The organism is Bradyrhizobium sp. USDA 3397 (genome assembly GCF_054060965.1).
The window spans coordinates 7,406,858-7,431,156 of sequence record NZ_JBSSDS010000001.1 but is presented as its reverse complement, the minus strand read 5'-3'; the positions used below and the strand labels follow the sequence as shown (position 1 = coordinate 7,431,156).

General features: G+C 66.4%; 17 protein-coding genes. 3 read left to right on the top strand and 14 right to left on the bottom strand.

Features of this window, described 5'->3' with window-relative positions:
- Positions 1-29: 29 nt before the first annotated feature.
- Positions 30-1,283 carry an MFS transporter gene (locus ACVWYQ_RS34470; protein WP_404653001.1) on the bottom strand — a complete coding sequence of 418 codons (1,254 nt, stop codon included), beginning with the start codon at positions 1,281-1,283 and terminating at the stop codon, positions 30-32.
- 339 nt (positions 1,284-1,622) lie between these two features.
- On the opposite strand from ACVWYQ_RS34470, the gene nadA reads away from it, so the two are divergent.
- Genes nadA through nadC form a run of 3 tightly spaced genes read left to right on the top strand, consistent with a single transcriptional unit; the run spans position 1,623 to position 5,228 of the window.
- Complete coding sequence (gene nadA, locus ACVWYQ_RS34465) at positions 1,623-2,723, top strand: quinolinate synthase NadA (protein WP_456727012.1); 1,101 nt, start codon at positions 1,623-1,625, stop codon at positions 2,721-2,723.
- 11 nt (positions 2,724-2,734) lie between these two features.
- Positions 2,735-4,339 carry an L-aspartate oxidase gene (locus ACVWYQ_RS34460; RefSeq protein ID WP_456727011.1) on the top strand — a complete coding sequence of 535 codons (1,605 nt, stop codon included), beginning with the start codon at positions 2,735-2,737 and terminating at the stop codon, positions 4,337-4,339.
- Positions 4,340-4,349: 10 nt separating this feature from the next.
- Positions 4,350-5,228 carry a carboxylating nicotinate-nucleotide diphosphorylase gene (gene nadC / locus ACVWYQ_RS34455; protein WP_404543078.1) on the top strand — a complete coding sequence of 293 codons (879 nt, stop codon included), beginning with the start codon at positions 4,350-4,352 and terminating at the stop codon, positions 5,226-5,228.
- Positions 5,229-5,385: 157 nt separating this feature from the next.
- Here nadC and ACVWYQ_RS34450 read toward each other — a convergent pair whose 3' ends face one another.
- The 13 genes from ACVWYQ_RS34450 to ftsW form a co-directional block, all read right to left on the bottom strand.
- Positions 5,386-6,834, bottom strand: a complete 1,449-nt coding sequence (locus ACVWYQ_RS34450) for a cell wall hydrolase (RefSeq protein ID WP_404543080.1) — start codon at positions 6,832-6,834, stop codon at positions 5,386-5,388.
- Between the two features lie 308 nt (positions 6,835-7,142).
- Positions 7,143-9,296 carry an NAD-dependent DNA ligase LigA gene (gene ligA / locus ACVWYQ_RS34445; protein WP_456727010.1) on the bottom strand — a complete coding sequence of 718 codons (2,154 nt, stop codon included), beginning with the start codon at positions 9,294-9,296 and terminating at the stop codon, positions 7,143-7,145.
- Positions 9,297-9,461: 165 nt separating this feature from the next.
- Complete coding sequence (gene recN, locus ACVWYQ_RS34440; protein WP_404543082.1) at positions 9,462-11,135, bottom strand: DNA repair protein RecN; 1,674 nt, start codon at positions 11,133-11,135, stop codon at positions 9,462-9,464.
- A 13-nt stretch (positions 11,136-11,148) separates the two neighbouring features.
- On the bottom strand, positions 11,149-12,039 hold the full coding sequence (locus ACVWYQ_RS34435; protein WP_404543083.1) for an outer membrane protein assembly factor BamD: 891 nt from the start codon (positions 12,037-12,039) through the stop codon (positions 11,149-11,151).
- 242 nt (positions 12,040-12,281) lie between these two features.
- On the bottom strand, positions 12,282-13,241 hold the full coding sequence (gene lpxC, locus ACVWYQ_RS34430; protein WP_404543084.1) for a UDP-3-O-acyl-N-acetylglucosamine deacetylase: 960 nt from the start codon (positions 13,239-13,241) through the stop codon (positions 12,282-12,284).
- Between the two features lie 364 nt (positions 13,242-13,605).
- Positions 13,606-15,384, bottom strand: coding sequence for a cell division protein FtsZ (ftsZ, locus tag ACVWYQ_RS34425; RefSeq protein WP_404543085.1), 1,779 nt, complete (start codon positions 15,382-15,384; stop codon positions 13,606-13,608).
- Positions 15,385-15,471: 87 nt separating this feature from the next.
- On the bottom strand, positions 15,472-16,794 hold the full coding sequence (ftsA, locus tag ACVWYQ_RS34420; protein WP_036003557.1) for a cell division protein FtsA: 1,323 nt from the start codon (positions 16,792-16,794) through the stop codon (positions 15,472-15,474).
- Positions 16,791-17,807 (bottom strand): cell division protein FtsQ/DivIB, encoded by a 1,017-nt coding sequence (locus tag ACVWYQ_RS34415; protein WP_271542670.1) that lies wholly within the window; start codon positions 17,805-17,807, stop codon positions 16,791-16,793. The genes ftsA and ACVWYQ_RS34415 overlap by 4 nt, the downstream gene beginning before the upstream one ends.
- 350 nt (positions 17,808-18,157) lie before the next feature.
- Positions 18,158-19,144, bottom strand: coding sequence for a D-alanine--D-alanine ligase family protein (locus ACVWYQ_RS34410; protein WP_271542672.1), 987 nt, complete (start codon positions 19,142-19,144; stop codon positions 18,158-18,160).
- A gap of 132 nt (positions 19,145-19,276) precedes the next feature.
- Complete coding sequence (gene murB, locus ACVWYQ_RS34405; RefSeq protein WP_404543086.1) at positions 19,277-20,194, bottom strand: UDP-N-acetylmuramate dehydrogenase; 918 nt, start codon at positions 20,192-20,194, stop codon at positions 19,277-19,279.
- A gap of 5 nt (positions 20,195-20,199) precedes the next feature.
- Positions 20,200-21,603, bottom strand: a complete 1,404-nt coding sequence (gene murC, locus ACVWYQ_RS34400) for a UDP-N-acetylmuramate--L-alanine ligase (protein WP_271542675.1) — start codon at positions 21,601-21,603, stop codon at positions 20,200-20,202.
- A 149-nt stretch (positions 21,604-21,752) separates the two neighbouring features.
- Entirely contained in the window at positions 21,753-22,853 is a 1,101-nt protein-coding gene (gene murG / locus ACVWYQ_RS34395; RefSeq protein WP_404543088.1) for an undecaprenyldiphospho-muramoylpentapeptide beta-N-acetylglucosaminyltransferase, read from the bottom strand.
- A 205-nt stretch (positions 22,854-23,058) separates the two neighbouring features.
- A complete protein-coding gene (ftsW, locus tag ACVWYQ_RS34390) occupies positions 23,059-24,210 on the bottom strand; it encodes a putative lipid II flippase FtsW (RefSeq protein ID WP_271542677.1) in 1,152 nt (383 codons plus the stop codon).
- Positions 24,211-24,299: the final 89 nt, after the last annotated feature.

The window sequence follows — 24,299 nt, the reverse complement described above, 5'->3', positions numbered from 1 at the left end:
GACTTTGTTTGTCGGGGATGTTTAGCCGATCAGGCAGGCTGCGCAACCGCCCGCTGAACGGGTTTCTCCACGATCGGAAGATTGATCAGCGCCGAGAGCACGCCGAACAGGATCGAGAGCCACCAGATCGGCGTGTAGGACCCGAACTTTTCGAACACGATGCCCCCGAGCCAGACGCCGAGGAAGCCGCCGACCTGATGGCTGACGAAGGCAAAGCCGTAGAGCGTCGCGAGCCAGCGCGTTCCGAACATCAGCGCCACCAGCGCCGAGGTCGGCGGCACCGTCGACAGCCAGGTCAAGCCGGAGATCGCGCCGAACGCGATCGCCGAGAACGGCGTGATCGGGAACGAGATGAAAGCGAGGATCGCAAGCGCGCGCGTGAAGTAGATGGCCGAGAGGATGTAGCGCTTGGGAAGATAGTTCTGGAGATACCCCACGCTCAGCGATCCGATGATGTTGAACAGGCCGATCGCCGCGATCACCCAGCCGCCGGTTTGTGCGGTGATACCGCGATCGACCAGGAACGCCGGCAGATGCACGGTGATGAAGGCGAGCTGGAAGCCGCACGTGAAGAAGCCGAGCACCAGGAGCACGTAGGAGCGATGACCGAAGGCTTCGGCAAGCGCCGTGGTGATGGTCTGGTCATCCGCGGGCGTTGCGCTGTTCACGCTTGTCACCGGCGGCGTCGAGAGCGCCAGCGACAGCGGGATGATCAGCAGCATCAGGAAGCCGAATACGGAGAGCGCCTGCTGCCAGCCGAAATTGTCGATCAAGGCGACACCGATCGGTGCGAACAGGAACTGTCCGAACGAACCCGCCGCCGTGCCGGCGCCGAGCGCGATGCCGCGCTTCTCCGCGGGCAAGAGCTTGGTGAAGGCCGACAGAACCAGATTGAACGAACAGCCGGCGAGGCCAAAGCCGATCATCACCCCGGCGCCGATGTTGAGCGACAGCGGCGTCGAGGAATAGCGCATCAACAGCAGCCCGCCGGCATAGAGCAGCGCGCCGACGCACATCACCCGGAACAGGCCGAAGCGATCCGCGACCGCACCGGCGAACGGCTGGCCCAGTCCCCACAACAGATTCTGCACGGCGATGGCGAGGCCGAACACGTCACGGCCCCAGCTGAATTCGTGACTCATCGGCTGCACGAAGAAGCCGAGCGCCGAGCGCGGACCGAAGCCGAGCATGCCGATGGCACAACCGCAGAGGATGATGACGGCCGGGGTACGCCAGTTGGAGGAACGCGAGGCCGGTGCGAGCTCGCCGATCTGTGTCGACATGGTTGTCCTCGTCTGTCCTTGGCGGAGCCGCAAATCAGCAGCCGCGGGACAGCCCGTTTAATGCATATGCATGAAAATCCCAAGGCAAAAACGATTGCATTCCACGAAGAGCTGAAGCGGGAGCATTGCGTTTCAATCCGACCTCGCCTGACAGGTGCGCGGTGACGGGAATGTGTACGGCAGGCCCTAGCGATACTCGCCCGTGCGTGCTACGTTTGATCTACTCATATTGAGCATATATGGCTTTCTGTCCGGCCTGCTCGGCCGGCTTTCTCGGGCCCTATATATTCTCAAACTGAGCATAATGGCACACCTAATGGCCACACTTGGGAGGCTTCAATGCCGATCACTGGAATGTACGGTCCCGACGACTTTGCCAATCGGCCGCAAGGCCAGCCGATCACCTTCCCCCGCGCCGCGCCTCCGGGACCGACATGGCCGATGCCCTCCCTGGAATGGACGCCGGCGGTCGAACGCGCCACTGCGCCGCTCTATGACCGCGTCAAGCACGTGATCCCGTCGATCGAATGGCCGCTGATGGCGCCGACGATTCATGCGATCAACGAGCTCAAGCGCGCGCGGGGCGCGGTCATCCTCGCCCACAACTACCAGACCCCGGAGATCTTCCACTGCGTCGCCGATATCGGCGGCGACTCGCTCCAGCTCGCGGTCGAAGCCACCAAGGTGAAGTCCGGCATCATCGTCCAATGCGGCGTGCACTTCATGGCGGAAACTTCGAAGCTGCTCAATCCGGACAAGACCGTCTTGATTCCCGATTCGCGTGCGGGCTGCTCGCTCGCCGCCAGCATCACCGGTGCGGACGTGCGGCTGCTGCGGGAGAGATTCCCCGGCGTGCCTGTCGTCGCCTACGTCAACACCTCGGCGGAGGTGAAGGCCGAGGTCGACATCTGCTGCACGTCCTCGAACGCGGTGCAGGTGGTCGAGAGCCTGAACGCCCCGACCGTGATCTTCCTGCCCGACCGATACCTCGCCACTTACGTGGCGTCGAAGACCGACGTGAAGATCATCGCCTGGAATGGCGCCTGCGAGGTGCATGAGCGCTTCACGGGCGAAGAGCTGCGGAGCTTTCGCGAGGCCGATCCGTCCGTGCAGATCATCGCGCACCCAGAATGCCCGCCGGACGTGCTGGCGGAAGCCGACTTCACCGGTTCGACCGCGCACATGATCAACTGGGTACGCGCGAAGCGGCCGCGGCGGCTCGTCATGATCACGGAATGCTCGATGGCCGACAATGTCCGGGCCGAGCTGCCCGACGTGGAGATGCTTCGCCCCTGCAATCTCTGCCCGCACATGAAGCGCATCACGCTCGCGAACATCCTGGAGAGCCTGCTGACGCTTGGTGAGGAAGTGACGATCGATCCCGCGCTTGCGGAACGTGCGCGGCGCTCGGTCCAGCGCATGATCAATCTGAGCAATTGAGAGCGAGCAACATGCAACACGACATCCACGACCCCGCCCGCACCGACGACGTCGTCATCGTTGGCGGCGGTCTTGCCGGACTGTTCTGCGCGCTGAAGCTTGCACCGCGGCCGGTGACCTTGATCTCGGCGGCACCGCTTGGGCACGGCGCATCCTCCGCGTGGGCGCAAGGCGGCATCGCCGCGGCAGTTGCCGAAGGCGATACGCCGGAGACACACGCTGCCGATACCGTCGCGGTCGGCGGCGGCCTCGTCGATGCAGCCGTCGCGCTCGGGATCGCGCGCGAAGCGGCGCCGCGCATTCACGATCTTCTCGCCCTTGGCGTTCCGTTCGACCGCGATCTCGACGGCAGGCTTGCCGTCGGACGCGAAGCTGCGCATTCGGCGCGCCGCATCGTGCATGTGCGCGGCGATGGCGCCGGCGCCGCGATCATCGCGGCCTTGAGCGAGGCCGCGCGCCGCACGCCCTCGATCCGCCTGATGGAAGGCTTCGTCGCCGAAGCACTGCTGACCGAGGACGGCGCGGTCACCGGGCTTCAATTGCGCGAGGCCGGCAATCCCGCAGCACGGCCGCTCGTGCTCGCCTCGCGTGCGGTCGTGCTTGCGACCGGTGGGCTCGGCCATCTCTACGCCGTCACCACCAATCCGTCGGAAGCGAGCGGCTCGGGCCTTGCGATCGCCGCCCGCGCCGGTGCCGTGATTGCCGATCCTGAATTCGTGCAGTTCCACCCGACCGCCATCATGGTCGGCCGCGACCCGGCGCCGCTCGCCACCGAAGCGCTGCGCGGCGAAGGGGCAACGCTGATCAATGGCAACGGCGAGCGCTTCATGAGCGCCCGCCACCCGCTCGCCGAGCTCGCGCCCCGCGACATCGTGGCCCGCGGCGTGTTCGCCGAGATCGCGGCCGGGCGCGGCGCCTTCCTCGATGCGCGCCAGGCGCTGGGCGCGCGCTTTGCGACGAGGTTTCCGACCGTGCATGCGAGCTGCATCGCCGCCGGCATCGATCCCGCGGCGCAGCCGATTCCGATCGCGCCGGCCGCGCATTACCACATGGGCGGCATCGCGGTGGACGCGCGCGGTCGCAGCTCGATCGACGGTCTCTGGGCCGCCGGAGAAGTCTCCTCCACGGGCGCGCACGGCGCCAACCGGCTTGCCTCGAATTCCCTGCTCGAAGCCGTCGTCTATGCCGCCCGCATTGCCGACGACATCGCCGGCCGCACCGTGCCCCCGCCGGCACGCCTTCCCGACTCTTTGGTGAGGTCGCGCGCTGGCACGCCGGACGCCGCAGAAGTGAAGCGGCTGCGCGCGACGATGAGCGCACATGTCGGCGTGATCCGCGACGATGGCGGGCTTGCACAAGCCATGCGCCATTTCGCAAGGCTCGAGCGCGAGGCCGGACGCGGCGTCCTCGGCAACATGGCGATTTCGGCCCTGCTCGTCGCCGCTGCGGCCTGGACCCGGCGCGAGAGCCGCGGTGCGCATTACCGTTCCGATCACCCGGCCGAAAACCCAGCGCTGGCGCAGAGAACGATGACCACGCTCGCGGCGGCGCGCGAGGTCGCGGAAAGCCTCGACGAGCACCCGCGGCCACGCCTTGCGCAATCCATGATCGCCTGAAGGAGGCCCCATGATCACCCCGACCTCACTGCTCTATCCCGATGCCTTCCTCTCGCCGCTCGCGATCGAGGCGGCCGCCAGTCGCGCGCTCGACGAGGACCTGGGGCGCGCCGGCGACGTCACCTCGCTGGCGACGATCCCGGAGGCGACGCGCGCGCAAGCCATCCTTGTCGCGCGCCAGTCCGGCGTGATCGCCGGATTGCCGCTGGCGCTCGCGACCTTGCAGAAGCTGTCGCCCGAGATCGAGGTGCGCGCACATGTTCGCGATGCCGCTCGGGTTGCGCGAGGCCAGCACGTGCTCACGATCTCGGGTCCTGGGCGCGCCATCCTCACGGCGGAGCGCACCGCGCTGAACTTCGTCGGCCGGCTGTCGGGCATCGCCACGCTCACGGCGGACTATGTCGCCCGCGCCGAAGGCACCAGGATGCGCATCTGCTGCACGCGAAAAACCACGCCGGGACTGCGCGCGCTGGAGAAATACGCCGTGCGCTGCGGCGGCGGCTTCAACCATCGCTTCGGGCTCGACGATGCGATCCTGATCAAGGACAACCACATCGCGGTCGCCGGCGGCATCCGCCCGGTGCTGGAGCGCGCCCGCGCCCATGCAGGCCATCTCGTCAAGATCGAGATCGAGGTGGACACGCTGGCTCAGCTGCGCGAGGTGCTCGACAGCGGAATGGCCGATGCGGTGCTGCTCGATAATATGGACCTTGCGACGCTGCGCGAGGCGGTGAAGCTCAACGCGGGCCGCCTCGCGCTGGAGGCGTCCGGCGGCGTCACACTGGACTCGATCGCCGCCATTGCGGCTACCGGCGTCGACTATGCGTCGGCCGGCGCCCTGACGCATTCTGCGCCGAATTTCGATTGTGCGCTGGACATCGAGGCGTAGGGAGCTCTTCTCCCTCTCCCCGTTCTTACGGGGAGAGGGTTGGGTGAGGGGCCTCTCTCCGCACATGCGACCAGTCGAGAGTCCTGTACCCCCTCGCCCGAATTCGAGCTTCGCTCGAATTCGACCTCTCCCCGCAAGCGGGGCGAGGTTGAGAAAACTACCGCCGCTCGCCCAACTCCGCGGAGCTCTTGGCTTCCTGCGCGAGCTCGGCCGACAGCGCAGCGGTCTGCGCCGGCGTGCCCCAGCTCGGCAGCTCGCTGCCGTCGCCCCAGTTGCGCGGCCGATAGAAGGTGTGCACGCCGGTCTTGTACAGCTTCTTCATCTCGGCGACCCAGGACGGGCGGACCCAGTAGGCATGGTAGTGCGTGGACTTGCCGACCTCGGGCAGCCAGATCTGGCCGTCGAGCATCGCCTTTGAGATCTTCTTGGCGCGCTCCCACATTTCGGGCTCGCGGATCACGTCCGGATTGTTGTCGCAGGCGAAGGTGAACTGGCAGGCCAGATGCCGGTGCTTGTTCTGGTAGACCGCGCCGCACACGGTGTCGGGATATTTGCCGGAGAAGACGCGGTTCATCACCACTTGCGCCACCGCAATCTGGCCGCGCACGGCTTCGCCGCGTGCTTCGAAATAGACGGCTTCGGCAAGACACTTCTCGGACTTGGCGCGCGACTTGTCGTCGAGCGCGAGCCGCTCCGCCGGCGACTTGCCGCGCTGGTTGTCGGCGTTGACCTCGCCCTTCGGCGCGACGCTCTCGCCGCTCTCGATGTCCTTGGCGATCTCCGCCGTCGGCGGGGTCAGCGAGGCCGTCACCTTCATGTCGGGGTCGGGCATCACGATCAGCGGCTCGGCGCCGGGCTGCCAGCTCTCGATGGTCTCGAGATTGCCGCCCAGCGAGGAGCTGCCGAAGAACAGGCTCGATGTCTTGACGCTGAAAGGATCGCGCGCGGGAGCAGCCGGCGCCGTGGCGCGCTTCAGCGCTTCCAGCGGCTGCACCGCGAACGCGCGCGCAGCCTCGCTCGCCTGCGGCGGATTGGAATATTGTGGCAGCGGCGGCGCGCGCATCGCCTCCTGCAGCTCGGGATCGAGCGGGGCCGCGGATTCCGGCGACATCGCCGGCGGCAATGCGGCGGTCTTGGCGCCGAATACCGAGCTGTTCGAGGTCGCGGGATCTTCCTTGGCCGGTGCTGCAGCCGGCGCGGCCGTCTCAGGCGACTGCGTCGGCGCGACGATTGCGAGGCGATCGCCCTTCAGGGCGCGATCGACCTTGGGAAAGTCGGATGCGTGGTAGCGCGGCGGTGCCTGAAGCGCCGGATTGCGGCGGATTGCGCCGGTGACGTCGCTGCCGTCGAGGCTCGCGAGCCGAACCATCGCGCTCTGCGGAACCGAGGTGCCGATGGGCCGGGAAAAACTGTAGGTGGCGAGCTGGATCGAGGACGCAGCGGAGAACACCTGCTTCTGCCACCGCTCGGCGACGCCGGGTTGGCGCGCCAGCAGCGAGGCAATGTCCTGATAGCCGGTCTCTCTCGGCATCAATGCGAAGATGCAGAGACCGATGCCGAAGGACGCGAACCGCGCGCCCTTCGGATGGTTACGCAACACAGACATCGATACGCTCACGCTACGCTTACGCTCGTTTGATCGAACTCAGTACATCCGTGCAATTCGACCTTTATTGTGAGTATCTAATTTAGGTTGCCGGGGCGTTAATCGGCGTTGCGCAGGCGGTACACTCAAGCGAATGCAGGTGTTTTCACGGGGCGACGTCGCGCATTGGTAAACGCGGCCTCACGTGAAGCGGTAAACATCGGGTCAACGCGAATGGTGAAGGAACTCTTGCGTCCGCGTACCATCACGGGAAGCTGTTGGGGGAGCGCCTGTGCGATGACGACGGTTGCGAGGGGCCAACGCGCCCCTCACTCGGCGATCAGCTTCAACCACTCGTCTTCGGTCAGCACCTTGACGCCGTGCTTGTTGGCGTCCGCGAGCTTGGAGCCGGCGCCGGGGCCCGCGACGACGAGGTCGGTCTTTTTCGAAACCGAGCCCGACACCTTGGCCCCGAGCCGCTCGGCTGTCGCCTTGGCTTCATCCCGTGTCATCTTCTCCAGCGAGCCCGTGAACACCACGGTCTTGCCGGCGACGGCCGAATTGCTCTTCGGCTTCTCGGCGTCGACGATCTCGACCTCCCTGGTCAGCCGCTCGACGATGCCGCGATTGTGGCTCTCGCCGAAATAATCGGCGATGCTCTTGATCACGGTGTCGCCGATCTGGTCGAGCGCGTCCATGTCCGCGATCGCCTCCTCGTCGCCCTTGGCAACTTTCAGGCAGGCATCGTGGAAGGCGTCCCACGAGCCGTAGCCGCGCGCGAGCGCCAGCGCCGTGGTCTCGCCGACATGGCGCATGCCGAGCGCGAAGATGAAGCGCTCCAGCGCGATCTTGCGGCGGCTCTCGATGGCGCCGAACAGGTTGCGCACCGAGGTCGCGCCGTAGCCTTCGATCTCCTCGAGCTTGAGTTTCGCGTTGCGCTGCTCCAGCGTGAAGATGTCGGCAGGCTCCTTCACCCAGCCCTCGTCGAAGAAATACTGGAGCTGCTTTTCGCCGAGACCGTCGATGTCGAAGGCCCGCCGCGACACGAACAGCTTCAGATGCTCGATCTTCTGATAGGGACAGGCGAACTCGCCGGTGCAGCGGGCACGCGAGCCCTCCTCGCCCGTCGCCGTCTCCTCGCGCATGACGTCGGTGTGCAGCGGACACGGACACTTCTTCGGGAAGTGGAATTCCCTGGCGGTCTTCGGCCGCTTGTCGAGGACGACGTCGACCACCTGCGGGATGACGTCGCCGGCACGCTGGATCACCACGGTGTCGCCGATCCTGATGTCGCGCCCCTCGCGCAGCACCTCGCCCTTGTTGCCGATGCCCTTGATGTAGTCCTCGTTGTGCAGCGTCACGTTCTGCACGATCACGCCGCCGACGCCGACCGGCTCGAGCTTGCCGACCGGCGTGAACGAACCGGTGCGGCCGACCTGGATCTCGATGTCCCGCAGCACCGTCATGGCGCGTTCGGCCGGGAATTTGTGCGCGATGCCCCAGCGCGGCGTCCGCGACACGAAGCCGAGCCGCTCCTGCCAGTCGATGCGGTCGACCTTGTAGACGACGCCGTCGATGTCGTAATCGAGCCGCGCGCGCTGCTCTTCGATCGCATGGTGGAAGGCGAGCAGCTCCTCGACCGAGTGACAGAGCTTGGTCAGCGGATTGGTCTTGAAGCCGCAGCGCTCGAACCAGCCGATCATGCCGCTCTGCGTCTCTTCCGGCATCGCGCTCATCTGCCCCCAGGCATAGGCGAAGAAGCCGAGGGGACGGGAGGCGGTGATGGTCGGGTCCTTCTGGCGGAGCGAGCCGGCGGCCGAATTGCGCGGATTGGCGAAGATGGTATCGCCTGCCGCCTTCTGCCGTTCGTTGAGCGCCAGGAACGCCTTCTTGGTCATGTAAACTTCGCCGCGCACCTCGCAGATGTCGGGGATGTTGCGGCCCTTCAGCTTCTGCGGCACGTCCTCGAGCGTGCGGATGTTGGCGGTGACGTCCTCGCCGACAGCGCCGTCGCCGCGCGTCGCGGCGGTGACGAGCTCGCCGCCCTCATAGCGCAGCGACATCGAGAGACCGTCGATCTTCGGCTCGGCGGAGAAGTCGATCTTGTCGTCGTCGAGCTTCAGGAAACGCACGATGCGGCCGACGAAGTCGCGCACGTCCTCCTCCGCAAAGGCGTTGTCGAGCGACAGCATGGGCACGGCATGCGGGACTTTCTTGAAGCGCCCTGACGGCGCGGCGCCGACCTTCTGCGAGGGCGAGTCCGCGGTGACGAACTCGGGAAAACGCGCCTCGATCGCGTTGAGGCGCTGGCGCAGCGCGTCGTATTCGGCGTCGGAGACGGTGGGCGCGTCCTCCTGATAGTAGCGCTCGTTGTGCCCCTCGATCTCGAGCGCGAGCCGCTTATGCTCGACCCTGGCCTGCGCCTTGGTGAGTTCGGCGACGTCGCGTTGCGGTGTTGCTTTGGATTTTGCTGCTCTGGCCATGGCGCTTGGATACGACGGAGCGGGCGGGAGGGTAAAGGCTTGTGGAAATCTCGTGCCCCGGACGCAGCGCAGCGCTCCTTCAGCGGTGCGCTGCGAGCCGGCGCCACATGTCGCGGCAGGCATTCTGGGTCCCGGCTCGCGCTCCGCGCGTCCGGGACACGAACCTCAAGCCGTCGCTGCCTTCAGCAGCCTCTCCGCCGCCGCCCTCGCCTCGGCCGTGATCTCGGCACCGGCGAGCATGCGGGCGATTTCCTCACGGCGGTGGTCGGCGGCGAGCGCATTGACGCGGGTGGCGACGCGCTTGCCCTTGTCGAGGGCGTCCTTGGAGATGAGCAGGTGCTGGTCGGCGCGGGCGGCGACCTGCGGGGCGTGGGTCACGGCCATGACCTGGACCTTGCCGGCAAGCCGCGCCAGGCGCCCGCCGATGGCGTCCGCAACCGCACCGCCGACGCCGGTGTCGATCTCGTCGAAGACGAGCGTCGGCGCCGAGCCGCGGTCGGACAGCACGACCTTGAGCGCGAGCAGGAAGCGCGACAGCTCGCCGCCGGAGGCGACCTTCATCAAGGGCCCCGGTCTGGTGCCCGGATTGGTCTGCACCCAGAACTCGACGCGATCGAAACCTTGCGGCCCGGGCGCGGCCTCGTCGGTCTCGACCTGGGTCATGAACCTGGCGCGTTCGAGCTTGAGCGGGGCAAGCTCGGCATTGACCGCCTTGTTGAGCTTCTCGGCCGACTTCTGCCGCGCCAGCGACAGCTTCTTGGCGGCCGCCGCATAGCGGCTGTCCGCCTCGATCGCGGCCTGCTCCAGCTTCTTCAGGCGCGAGGCGCCGGCATCGATCAGCACGACGTCAGCGGCATATTTGGCGGCCAACGCGGCGAGGCCGTCAACCGGGGTCGAATATTTGCGAGACGCCGCACGCAAAGCAAAAAGCCGTTCCTCGATGCGTTCGAGCTCGGCCGGATCGAAATCGGTTGCGGCCAGCGCCGCCTGGAGGTGCTGATCGGCCTCCTCCAGCGCGTTGATCGCGGCGTCGATCGCCTTCACCGCCGGCTCGACCAGCGCCGGCGAGTTGACGCCGCGCCGCTCCAGCCGGCGCACCGCCGCCGAGAGCGCGGCAACCGGCGAATGATTGCCGCCGACCGCTTCCTGCGCCTCGCGCAGGTCGGTGGCGATCTTCTCGCCTTGCATCATGGTGGTGCGGCGGGAGGCCAGCGCGGTTTCCTCGCCGTCCTTGGGCGCGAGCTGCTTCAGCTCGTCCGAGGCGTGGCGCAGATAATCGGCCTCGCGCGCAGCGCGCTCCATGGCGGCGCGATGCTCCTCCAGCGCGGTGTTGGCGGTGCGGCGCGCGTCCCAGAGCGCTTCGACGGCCGCGACGTCCTTCTCGAGGCCGGCAAAAGCGTCGAGCAGGCGGCGGTGGGTTGCGGCATCGACCAGCGCGCGCTCGTCGTGCTGGCCGTGGATCTCGACCAGGGCGGTGCCGACCGCCTTCAGCGTCTGCACGCTGATCGATTGGTCGTTGATGAAGGCTCGGGTGCGGCCGTCGGCGAGCTGCACGCGCCGGAGAATCATCTCACCGGTATCGTCCAGACCGTTCTCGGCCAGGATCTTCGCGGCAGGGTGATTCTTCGGGACATCGAACACGGCCGTGACCTGCCCCTGCTCCGCGCCGTGACGCACGAGGCCGGCGTCGCCGCGGCCGCCGAGCGCCAGCGCAAAGGCATCGAGCAGGATGGATTTGCCCGCACCGGTCTCGCCGGTCAAAACCGCGAGGCCGGAGGCGAATTCGATATCGAGCCGTTCGATCAGGACGATGTCACGGATCGACAGACGCGCCAGCATGGAACCAAATTTCCTAGCCGAGACCCATCTTCTTGAAGGTCCGGCTGATCCAGGACCCCTGATTCTCGCTCGGCTCGAGACCGCCGGATTTTACAAGATTATAGGCGTCCTTGTACCAGCGGCTGTCAGGAAAATTGTGCCCAAGCACGGCCGCCGCGGTCTGCGCTTCGCCGACGATGCCGATCGTCATGTAGGCCTCGGTCAGCCGGAACAGCGCCTCCTCGACATGGCGGGTGGTCTGGTACTGCGTGACGACGGTCTTGTACCGATTGATCGCAGCCGTGTAGTCGCGCTTCTGGGCGTAGTAGCGGCCGACACTCATTTCCTTGCCGGCGAGCTGGTCGCGCGCGCCCTCGATCTTGGCCTTGGCCGAGGTCGCATATTCCGAGTTCGGATATTTGCGCACCACCTCTTCCAGCGCGGCGATCGCCTTTTCGGTGCGGGTCTGGTCGCGGCTGATGTCCGGGATCTGGTCGTAATGGGAGGCGGCGATCAGATATTGCGCATAGGCCGCATCCGGGCTGCCGGGATGAAGCGTGACGTAGCGGGTGGCAGCACCGATGCAGCCGTCATAATCGCCGCCCTGATAGGACGCATAGGCCGACATCAGCAGCGATTTGCGGGCCCAGTCGGAATAAGGATGCTGGCGGTCGACCTCCTCGAACTTCTTGTTCGCCGCCTTCATGTCCTTCTTCTCGTTCATGAGGTACAGGCCCTCATTGTAGATCTTGTCGGCGGGCTCCTCGACGAAGGTGTCGTCCTTGGCGGTGAACTTGTCCCAGAGCGCGCCCGTGCCGCATCCGGCGAGCGGCAGCGCGAGCATGATGAAGGTGACGGCCTGAAGCAGCCCGCGGGCTCGCGACGAGACCGAGAAATATCCGCGCGTCATACGCTGTGCCGACATGAGTTTAAGCCCTGACGCCCTGTGATGCGGTGTCCGCCAGCCCACGAACCCCTCATGGGCGCGAAATGTAACCGTGGTGCCTGCCACGCGACCACGCCGATGTATCCGAAAACGATCGTTAACGAACCGGATAGGGAGGCATTTCGCCCGGATTAAGGCGAACCTGCCGCAATGCTAGCCGATCATGGTTACCAGGAGTTTCCCGGGGGCCGCCAACCACGTTCTGAAGGCGGCAGGCCGCGTCACACATCCGGTCCGAAGGCCGCAGCGACCCGGCCGCCGACGATGCCGCGACCGACCTCGCCCATGGCGCGCGTGGTGCGGCGGGCAGCCTCGCCCTCGACCACCCGCCAGGCGGTCCGGTCGGCGAGCAGCGCCGTCAGGACGGCGTGGTTGAGCTTGTGGCCGCCACGCACCGAGCGGTAGGCGCCAAGCAGCGGCAGGCCGGCCAGCGCGAGGTCGCCGATCACGTCCAGCACCTTGTGGCGGGCGCATTCATCGGCGTAGCGCAGGCCTTCGGTATTGAGCAGCCGCTCGTCGTCGAACACGACGGTGTTGTCGAAGGAGGCGCCGAGGGCATAGCCAGCGCTCCAGAGCCGCGCGACGTCGCACATCAGGCCGAAGGTCCGGGCCCGGCCGACTTCGCGGCGGAAACCTTCAGGGTTGACGTCGAAGGCGTAAGCCTGCTGGCCGATGACGGGATTGGTGAAATCAATCTCGACCTCGACGCGGAACCCATTGGTGTGGGGCCTGATCTCGCCGAAGGAGTCGCCGATCTTGACCGAGATCGGCTTCAGAACCTGGATGAAGCGGCGCTGCGCCGGCTGGGTGACGATGCCGGCCTGGTCGATTGCCGCGATGAAGGCGGCAGCGCTGCCGTCCATGATCGGGACTTCGGGACCGTCGATCTCGATGGTGGCGTTGTCCACGCCCATTCCCCGCAGTGCAGCAAGGACATGCTCGGCGGTGGACACCAGCGGACCGTTGCGGTCGCCGAGGACGGTGGCAAAGTCAGTCGCAATCACCTGCTCGGCGGTGGCCTGAACTTCGCGATCACTTCCCTCAAGTCCGGTCCGGACAAAAATAAAACCCGCGTCGACAGACGCAGGCCCAAGCGTGAGAGTGACGGGAAGACCGGAATGAACGCCGACGCCTGCCACAGAGGCTTGCGCACGAAGCGTTGTTTGCCGGCTAAATTTCATCAGGAACCCGCCCCGCTACGACCCACTGCGACTTATACGAGACCCGCTTGCCCGGCCAGAGCCGACGCTACCGAATCTCCGTATCCCCAAGTCACGGCAAACCATAGTTGCAGCCTCAAACAGCGCCAACTCACGCTTTTTTACCGATTGTTACCCCAAACCTGCCGTATTCGCGCCAAGGCTTAACCAAATTGCACCGGGTTTCGGGACCCTTATCGGCAGTTTTACTGAACCACTGAAGTCGTAATTAATGATTTAAAATCAGTTGTTTGGCTGCGCTATCCGGATGTGCCCGGGACAAAAGGAAAGGTCCCGGCGAGCTTCTCGCCGGGACCTTTTTTCGTCCGCCTTATTGTAACAATTCTCAGGTCGCCTGCCGCCGCAGGAAGGCCGGGATATCAAGATGGTCGTCACCCTGTGGCGCCGGCGCAACAGGCGCGGGGCGGCCGTGGATGTCCAGCCCTTGCGGCGCGGGACGGCGGGCATACTCGGATACCGGCTCATTGGACGCGATCTGCTGCGCCACGGTCTTCTGCGGCCGGCGCTCAGGCAGCGGCGGCATGGCAGGACCGGCGGTGCGGGCCGCGACCGGCGGCTCGCTTTCCTCGTCGCGACGGCCGAGGCCGACATTGGCGAGGCGCTGCAACAGCGACAGGCGGGTCTTCTGCGGGGTCTCCTCCTCGGCCTCGCCGCGTGCCTGCCGAATCTCGGCCTGCGCCGGCATCGGCAGCTCCTCGATTCGCGGCATGCGCGGCGTCCGGGCCGGACGCTCGGCCTGCGGCGGGATGAAGGTATCAGGCGTCATCGGCTCCTGCACCGTGACCGGGGCCATATCGGCCTCCGGGAACAGGGTCGGCTTCTGCGCGATCGGGCGCACGGTGACGTCGCCATAGGTCTGCGGCGCGGGCGCCTGCGGCACCTCGGAAACGGCAGCGGCGATCGCGGCGAGCGCAGCACGCTCGACGTTCGGACGGGGCGCAGCGGGAGCCGGCGCGGCGGCTGGGGTCTGCGCTTCCAGCTTCTGGGCGCGCTCGGCCAGACGCTGGTTGTCGGCGCGCAGCCGGGCGGTCAGGTCGGCGAGACGGCTCTCGGCGGCGGCCGGGGCGGCAGCCTGCTGCATCTGTGGTGCCGGGTTGGCGACGGGCGCAGAGGTGGCCTGGCTGTTGCGGGCGATCGCGGCCTGCTCGATGCCGGTGGCGACCACCGAGACGCGGATCAGACCGTCGAGCGCTTCGTCGAAAGTGGCGCCGACGATGATATTGGCGTCCTGGTCGACTTCCTCGCGGATGCGGGTCGCGGCCTCGTCGACCTCGAACAAAGTGAGGTCCTTGCCGCCGGTGATGGAGATGAGGAGGCCCTTGGCGCCCTTCATCGACGAGTCGTCGATCAGCGGGTTGGCGATCGCGGCTTCCGCGGCGGTCAGCGCGCGCTTGTCGCCGGAGGCTTCGCCGGTGCCCATCATCGCCTTGCCCATCTCGCGCATGACGGCGCGGACGTCGGCGAAGTCGAGGTTGATCAGGCCTTCCTTGACCATCAGGTCGGTGATGCAGGCGACGCCCGAATAGAGCACCTGGTCGGCCATCGCGAAGGCGTCGGCGAAGGTGGTCTTCTCGTTGGCGACCCGGAACAGGTTCTGGTTCGGGATGATCAGGAGCGTATCCACGACCTTGTGCAGCTCGGAGATGCCGGCTTCGGCCGTGCGCATGCGGCGCTGGCCCTCGAAGTGGAACGGCTTGGTCACCACGCCGACGGTGAGGATGCCCATGTCGCGCGCGGTCTTGGCGATGACGGGAGCTGCACCCGTGCCGGTGCCGCCGCCCATGCCGGCGGTGACGAACACCATGTTGGCGCCCGAGAGATGGTCGCGCAGCTCGTCGATCACCTCTTCCGCGGCCGCGGCGCCGACGTTCGGCTGCGAGCCGGCGCCGAGGCCTTGCGTGACGGCCGTGCCCATCTGCACGATGCGCTGCGCCTTCGACATCGTCAGCGCCTGCGCGTCGGTGTTGGCGACCACGAAGTCGACGCCCTGCAGGCCCGCCGTGATCATGTTGTTGACGGCGTTGCCGCCGGCGCCGCCGACGCCGAACACGGTGATCCGGGGCTTCAGTTCGTGAATATCAGGAACATTGATGCTGATGGTCATGGTTGCCTCTCGATCACGCGCGCGTGGGTTCGCCCCGGCCGGTGGCCGCGGGAGTTGGTGAAAATCGAAGATTGCGGAAAGCGGTCATCAGAAGCCCTCGCGTAGCCATCGTCCGACCTTTCCGAAATATCCGCCGGTCCCTGTCTTGATCTGCTGCCGCGTATGCCGCGGTTCGACATGTTCGAGGTGAACATATTGCGGGTAGACCAGAAGTCCGGCCGGCACCGCGAACGCGGCGTTCTTCGCCTCGTTGGGAAGCCGGCCGAAGCCGAGCGGACGACCGACCCGCACGGGCCGGCCGAGAATCCGGGTGCCGAGATCGACGAGGCCGGTCAGCTGCGAGGCCCCGCCCGAGAGCACGACACGGCCGTTCGGCTCTGCGGCGAAGGGCGAATCCTTCAGCTTGTCCCGAACCATTTCGAAGACTTCCTCGGCACGGTGCTTGACGATGTTCGCGATGGTGGCGCGGGAGACGATCTGCGGCAGATCCTGCTCGTCACCGGCTGTCGGCACAGACATCAGCTCACGCGAGTCCGATCCACCGGTGATGACGGTGCCGTATAAGGTCTTGATTCGCTCGGCATCGGCAATGGTCGCCGAGAGTCCGCGCGCAAGATCCATCGTGATGTGTTGCCCGCCGACCGCAAAACCCGCCGCGTGCACGAAGCGGCCGCCCGAATAAACGGCAATCGTGGTGGTGCCGGCGCCCATCTCGACGACAGCGGCGCCGAGATCGGCCTCGTCGTCGGTCAGCACCGACAATCCGGCCACATAGGGGCTCGCTGCCATGGCTTCGACATTGATGTGGCAGCGCTCCACCGCCAGCATCAGGTTCCGCGCCACGGTGGCGTCGCAGGTGACGACGTTCATGTCGACGCCGAACTGGTGCGCGACCATGCCGCGGGGATCGCGGATGCCTTTGACACCATCGAGCGTGTAGCCGACCGGCAGGGCGTGCAGCACGGTGCGGCCTTCGCCGGTGGCGTGGCGCATGCCGGTGGAGGTGACGCGGCTGACATCGGCCGGCGTCACGGCGCCGCCACGAATGTCGGCGGCAGCCTCGACCAGCTGGCCGGCGAGCCGGCCGCCGGAGACCGACAACAGCACGGACTCGACCCGCACCTTGGCCATCTTCTCCGCAAGCCCGACCGCCTGGCGCACCGCCTGCTCGCATTCGCCGAGATCGATCACAGCGCCGGCCTTCATGCCGCGCGCCTGGATCTGGCTATAGCCGATCAATTCCACCGCATGGGTGCGGCCGCGCAGCGCATCGCTCGGCGGCGAGGGCTTCAGCCGCGCGATCATGCAGGCGATCTTGCTGGTGCCGATGTCGAGGCAGGCGACGATGCCGCCGCGCTTGTGCGGCATCGGGCGCGTCTTCGGCGTCTGGGTGCGATCGAGACCGGTCATGCGGAATCCCCGGCCTTCTTTTTCTTCTTGTCCTTGAACAGCTCCTCGCGCGCCTTGGCGGCGTCCTCGGAGAGCTGCACCACCAGCCGGTCCGGCAGGCGCATGTCGACGGCGACGATGTCGCGCGAAAAGAGCCTGTCCTCCTTGTCGAGCTTCGACAGCATCGCAAGCGCGTTGCCGACGTCCTGCTCGGGCAGGCGGATGTCGAGACCGTCCTTGAGCCGCAGGTTCCAGCGCCGCTCGCCGACGTAGATCGCGGCCTTGGTGACCGAATGGACCTGCGGATAGCGCGCCAGCAGCGCCAGGAAATCGCGCGCCTGGGTTTCGGCGCCCTTGCCGACTACGAGCGGCAGCGACAGGAAGCGGCGCGAGACATAGGGCTCGAGCACGGCGCCGTCGTCGGCGATGACGGAGAGCCGGCCGGCCTCCTGCCACAGCGCGAACGCCTTGCGCTCGGTGAGCTCGATCATGAGCTGGCCCGGATAAAGCTTCAGCACGGTCGCATCAGCGATCCAGGGATTGGCCTTGAGCTTGTCGCGCACCGCCTCGGCATCGAGGAACAGCAGCGAGGAGCGGCCGCTGACGCCGCCGATCGCGAGGATCTCGTCCTGCGTCAGCTGCTTGCGGCCGTTGATGACGACGGAGGTGATCCGGAAGCCGGCGGAATTGGCCAGCGCATTGCGGGCATCGCTGACCGCGGTGACGAAATCCTGGAGGTGGCCGCCCTTGACGATGCCGAAGCCGCAGCTGCCGATCAACAGCAGCACGGTCATGGTCAGGCCGACCCGGCGCGGCAGATAGCGCTCGACCAGCGCGACCAGGCGCGGCGGTGGCTCGCGCTCGATGACGGCCTTGGCCTTGGCTTTGTCCCTGGCGGCAGCGCGCGCCGCTTCGTGCTTGTCCTGCATCCACTCGCGCAGAAGCACGACCGCTCCGATAGCGGCCGCCTTCAGGTCAGCTTGGGGCCTCAGCGACCTTAAAAGCGATCGGGTGAGGCGTCCTGCACCATCCATTGCACGAGCTCGTCAACAGTTTGCCCGCGACATCGCGCGGATCCTGGCGAACATGACGTCTCGGACCTGCCGGGCCGGGTGCTGGTCTTCAGCAGAAGAAAACCTCTCCCCTTCAAAGCGTTCGCTGGGGGTGACATCACCCGCGACAGCTCACGCGCCGGCAGCCAAAGCGCCATATGCGCCGCCAGCGTTAACCTTCGGACGTCCTGGTAAACAAAAGGTAAAGTTCGTTAACGACTCGCGCATTTTGCCTCGCGATGTCTGGCATTTGCGCCGCGATGTCCGGCATTTTACCGGTTTTGGCCACCAAACCGCCCCGTTTCGCCGGTCTGGCCGTTAACCAGTCCTGACTATTTCCGCACGCGCTGGCAGGCGAGCTCGACCAGGCCGCGCAGGAAGTCGACGAACTCGATGCCTTCGGCTTTCAGCGCCTTGGGGTAGAGCGAGGACTTGGTCAGCCCGGGCAGCGTGTTGGTTTCGAGATAGACGAGGCCCTTGTCCGAGACGATGAAGTCAGAGCGGGAATAGCCGGTGCAGGACATTGCGCGGTGGGCCAGCATCGCCTGCTCCTTAAGCGCGGCGGTGATCTCGGGTGCGAAGCGGCCGGGGCAGATCTCCTGGGTCGACTTCAAAAGATACTTCGCCGCGTAGTCGAAATTGCCCTCGCCCGGAATGATCTCGATCGGCGGCAGCGAGATGATCGAGCCGTCGGTGCGCTCCAGCACGCCGCAGGTCGCCTCCACGCCGGCGATGTAGGGCTCGATGACGTACTCTTCATGCTTCGCTGCGTTGCGGACAGCGACGAGATCCTGCTTGGCGTTGACGAAGATCAGGCCGTAGCTCGATCCGTCGCGCGCGGGCTTTGCGATCAGCCTTCCATACTCGGCGAAAGCCTCGTCGATATCATCGAGCGCAAGATTTTCCGGCGGCGTCACGCCGCCGAGCGCGGCGAAGTGCTTGGCTGCGATCTTGTCGAAGGCCAGATGCGACGACGCCGAGCCCGAGCCGGTGAAGGGCACGCCGCGCGCCTCGCACATCACCTGCAATTCGCCGTTCTCGGCACGCCCGCCGTGCAGGCCGAGCACCAGCACGCGATCCTCAGCCTTGGCCCGGTCGAGCGCCTGCGCGAGCGGGACGCCGCGCGTGCCCGGCTTGAATTCGTCCTCGAACGGGCGGGCATGCTCGAGCAGCTGCTTCGACTGCACGACGTGCACCTTGTCCTCGACGTCCCACCACCAGAGGTCAGCCTCGGGCAGCGCCTGATGCAGCGCCTGGGCTGTGGCAACCGAGACAAGACGCTCGCGGTTGGAGCCGCCGAAGAGGATGGTGATGCGCATGTTTTTTGGTCCGTTACCTATCTGCATCGTCATTCCGGGGCGCGCTGAAAGCGCGAGCCCGGAATCCATAACCACCAGTCGGGGTTATGGATTCCGGGCCTGCGCCTGCGGCGCATCCCGGAATGACGGTGATCATGAAACCCCGATCCGCTTGATTTCCCAGTGTAGCTCAATTCCGGAATTCGCCTTCACCCGTTCGCGCACGGTCTCGCCGAGCGTCTCGATGTCGTGCGCGGTGGCATCGCCCGTGTTGATCAGGAAGTTGCAGTGCATCTCCGAAACCTGTGCGCCGCCGACGCGCAGGCCGCGGCAGCCGGCGGCGTCAATCAGCTTCCAGGCGGAATGGCCGGGCGGATTCTTGAAGGTCGAGCCGCCGGTTTTCTCGCGGATCGGCTGCGCGGTCTCGCGATGGCTCTGCACCTCCGCCATGCGCGCGCGGATCGCCTCCGCGTCCCTGATCTCGCCGCGAAAGCGCGCGGAGGTGAAGATGATGGAGGGATCGACGCCGCTGCTGCGGTAGACGAACTTCATCTCGGCCTTGGAGAAGACGTGCTTGGTGCCGTCGCGCCCGACACCCCTCGCCTCGATCAGCACGTCCTTGGTCTCGCCGCCATTGGCGCCGGCATTCATGCGCAGCGCGCCGCCGATCGTGCCGGGAATGCCGAAGTAGAATTCGAGCCCGCCGATATTGGCGGCGGCGGCGACTTCGGCCACCCGCTTGTCCAGCGCGGCGGCGCCCGCTGTGACGATGTCGCCGCTCGCGCTCGCCTCGCCGAAAGCGCGCGGCGCAAGGCGGATCACGACGCCGGCAATGCCGCCGTCGCGCACGATCAGGTTGGAGCCGACCCCGATGACGTAGACGGGAATGTCGGAGGCGAGATGCGCCAGGAAGTAAGCGAGATCGGCCTCGTCCGCTGGCGTGAACAGCACCTGCGCTGGACCGCCGACGCGAAACCAGGTGAGTTCGGCGAGCGACTGGTTGGCGAGCAGCCGGCCGCGCAGATCCGGCATCGCGGCTTTGAGAGCGGGCGTGATGTCGGGGAAACCCACCGTCCTTACCCCAACGCCTTCAACTGGTCCGGCAGCGCATACGCCCATTGCGTGATGTTGCCGGCGCCGAGACACACAACGAGATCGCCGCTCTTGGCGATGCCATGGACGATTTTGGCTAGTTCGCCGGCATTGGGCAGCGGGATCACCTCGCGATGGCCGTGGGCGCGCAGGCCGGCGACGAAATGATCGCGGTCGATGCCTTCGATCGGCGCTTCGCCGGCGGCATAGACATCGGCGACGACGACCGCGTCGGCATCGTTGAAGCAGGTGCAGAACTCCTCGAACAGGGATTGCAGGCGGGTATAGCGATGCGGCTGCACCACCGCGATCACCTTGCCGGTGTAGGAATCGCGCGCGGCCTTCAGCACGGCTGCGATCTCCACGGGGTGATGGCCGTAATCATCGATCACGGTGACGCCGTTCCACTCGCCGGTCTTGGTGAAGCGGCGCTTGACGCCGCCGAAGCCGGCCAGCGCCTTGCGGATCACCTCGTCCGACACGCCGAGCTCGTGCGCGACCGCGATCGCCGCCGTCGCGTTCGAGGCATTGTGCCGGCCCGGCATCGGCAGCGCGAGATCGGCGATCTCGTGCGTGGTGCCGTTCTTGCGGTCGCGGATCACGACCTTGAACTTCGAGCCGCCGCCGCCCGCGGTGAGATCGACCAGCCGCGCATCGGCCTGCGGATTCTCGCCATAGGTGATGATGCGGCGGTCCTCGATCTTTCCGACGAGGCTCTGCACCACGGGATGATCGATGCACATCACGGCAAAGCCGTAGAACGGCAGGTTCTCGACGAAGTGACGAAACGCGTCCTGCACGGCCTCGAAGGTCTTGAAGTGATCGAGATGCTCGGGGTCGACATTGGTGACAATCGCGACATCGGTCGGCAGCTTCAGGAAGGTGCCGTCGCTCTCGTCGGCTTCCACCACCATCCAGTCCCCCGCGCCGAGACGTGCGTTCGAACCATAGGCGTTAATGATGCCGCCATTGATGACGGTCGGATCGAGGCCGCCGGCGTCGAGCAGCGTTGCGACCATCGTCGTCGTGGTGGTCTTGCCGTGCGTGCCGGCGATGGCGACGCAGCTCTTCAGCCGCATCAACTCGGCCAGCATCTCGGCGCGGCGCACCACGGGAATGCGTTTCTCGCGCGCGGCCATCAGTTCCGGGTTGTCGCGCTTGATCGCGGAGGACACGACCACGACCTCGGCGCCGTCGATGTTCTCGGCCTTGTGGCCGACCGAGACTTTCGCGCCCTTCTTGCGCAGACGGTCGAGATTGTAATTGTCGGAGGCATCCGAGCCCTGCACGGCATAGCCGAGATTGACCAGCACCTCGGCGATGCCGCTCATGCCGATCCCGCCGATCCCGACGAAGTGGATGGGTCCGATCTCGCGCGGCAGTCTCATGTGGTTTCCTTGGGGTCATCGTCCGCGAAGGCGGACGATCCAGTACTCCGCGACGCCTGAGATTCAAATCAACTGCGTCGGATACTGGATGCCCCGCTTTCGCGGGGCATGACAAGTGACTTTTTTGGCCATTCGGGCCGGAACAGGCGTCAGATTCCCGCGACCTTGACCACGAGATCCGCCAGCCGCTCGGCCGCATCGAGCCGGCCAGCGCCGCGGGCGGCTTCAGCCATCGCGGCAAGCCGCGCCGGCTCGGCGGCGAAGCCAGAAATTTCCGACGCCAGCCGGTCGGAGGTGAACTCGGTCTGCGGGATGCGGATTGCGCCGTCGACCTTGACCAGCACGCCGGCATTGGCGAACTGGTCCTGGTCGATCGAGCCGGGCAGCGGCACCAGGATGGAGGGGCGGCCGATCGCGGCGAGCTCGGCCACGGTACCCGCGCCGGAGCGCGATACCACGAGATGATTGGAGGCGAGCCGCGCCGGCAGATCCGTGAAGAACGGCGCGAGCTCGGCCTTGATCTTGAGCTTGTCGTAGACGGCGCGCACGCGGCTCATGTCCTCTTCGCGCACCTGCTGGGTGAGGACGAGACGGCTCCACAGCGCAGGCTCGAGCCTTTCGATCGCGCCCGGCACGATGTCGGCCATGATGCGCGCGCCCTGGCTGCCGCCGACGACGAGCAGACGCAGCGGACCGTTTGGCTCGGGCGCTGCATATTTCACCGCAGCGGCCGCGAGGATCGCCGGACGCATCGGCGTGCCGACGGTCGTGGTCTTGCCTGCCAGCGCCGGGTCGCGATCGAGCACACCGGGCAAGGACGTCGCGATGGCGCGCACGTGGCGCGACAGGAACCGGTTGGCGCGGCCGAGCACGGCGTTGGCGTCGTGGATGATGCCGGGCACGCCGGCGAATTTCGCCGCGACCAGCGGCGGCAGCGTCGGATAGCCGCCGAAGCCGACGACAGCGACGGGCTTCAATCGCTTGATCAGCGCATAGGCCGACAGCGTTCCGGCGGCAAGCGTGAGGCCGGCATAGGCGAGCTGGAACGGATTGCGGCCGCGCGCGGTCTCGCTTCTGACGACGTCGATCATGTCCTTGCTGAACAGCCCGCTATAGCGCAGCGCGCGCTCGTCGGTGACGAGGCGGACGCGATAGCCGCGCCGGATCAATTCGACGCCGAGCGCCTCGGCCGGAAACAGATGGCCGCCGGTGCCGCCCGCGGCGAGAAGAATCAGGGGGGACGTGTCCATAATGAGAGAGTTTTACAGGGTCTTTCTCGTCATTGCGAGCGAAGGCAACAATGAGTGTTCGTGCCCCGGGCGCAGCGCAGCGCGCTGCCCTTCGCAGCGTGGTGCGCTGCTGAACCGGGGCCCATTCCTTCTGCGATATGGCTGCGGCATCCTGGGTCCCGGCTCTGCGCTCCGCTTCGCTGCGCTTGTCCGGGACACGAGAGCTTCACGCGTAACTGCGCATCGCCTCGGCGTGGCCGCTCGCCTCGACCTCGGTGCGCGGGCGCAGCCGCGTCAGCGCCAGCATCATGCCGACGCCATAGGCGAGCGAGACCATCGAGGAGCCGCCATAGGAGATGAAGGGCAGCGTCATGCCCTTGGCGGGGATGAGCTGCAGGTTCACCGACATGTTGATCGCCGCCTGCACGCCGAACAGGATCGCGAGCCCGGAGGCCGCAAAGCGCGCGAACATGTCCTCGTTGGCATAGGCGCGCGACAGCGTGCGGATCACGACGAAGGCGAACAGCGCAAGCATCGCAAGGCACAGGATGATGCCGAACTCTTCGCCAGCGACCGCAAACACGAAGTCGGTGTGGCTGTCCGGCAGGCTGCGCTTGGCGATGCCCTCGCCCGGTCCGAGCCCGAACCAGCCGCCGTTGTAGAACGCCTCCATGGCGGTATCGACCTGAAAGGTGTCGCCGGAGGCCGGGTTCATGAAGCGCCTGATACGTCCTGCGACGTGCGGGACGAACAGATAGGCGCTGAACAGGCCGGCCGCGCCGAGCCCTGCGAGGCCGAACACCCAGATCATCCGCATGCCCGCGATGAAGAACAGCGAGCCCCACACCATCAGCACCAGCATGGTCTGGCCGAAATCCGGCTCCATCACCAATAGCGCGACCAGCATCAGGAGCAGCACCACTGCCATCGAGGTCGCCGGCATCTCCGGGCGCCTGGTCGATTCCGCGAACAGCCAGGCAGCGATCACGACAAAGGACGGCTTTGCGATCTCGGAGGCCTGGATGTTGACGCCCAGCAGCGTGATCCAGCGGCGCGAGCCCTTCACCTCCGGGCCGAAGGCGAGCGTGAGCACGATCAGGACGATGCTCGCCGCGAAGATGATCAGCGCCGAGCGGCGGATCGCGCGCGGTGACAGGAAGGACACCCCGAGCAGCACGATGCAGGAGGGCACCAGGAACAGCACGTGGCGGCTGAAGAAATGGAAGGCATCGAGCCCGATGCGGGTCGCAACCGGCGGGCTCGCCGCCAGTGACAGGATCACCCCGGTCAGCATCAGCCCCAGGATGGCGCCCATCAGCGGCTTGTCGACGGTCCACCACCACTCGGAAAAGGGGGTGCGTTCTTCACGGGAGAGCATGGGCGGCCGCTTTCGGACAGAGGTCCGTTCATTGGTCGCCGAGGTTGGTTACCGGGGGGTTAACATGATGGTTCAAGTTGTGGAGAGTC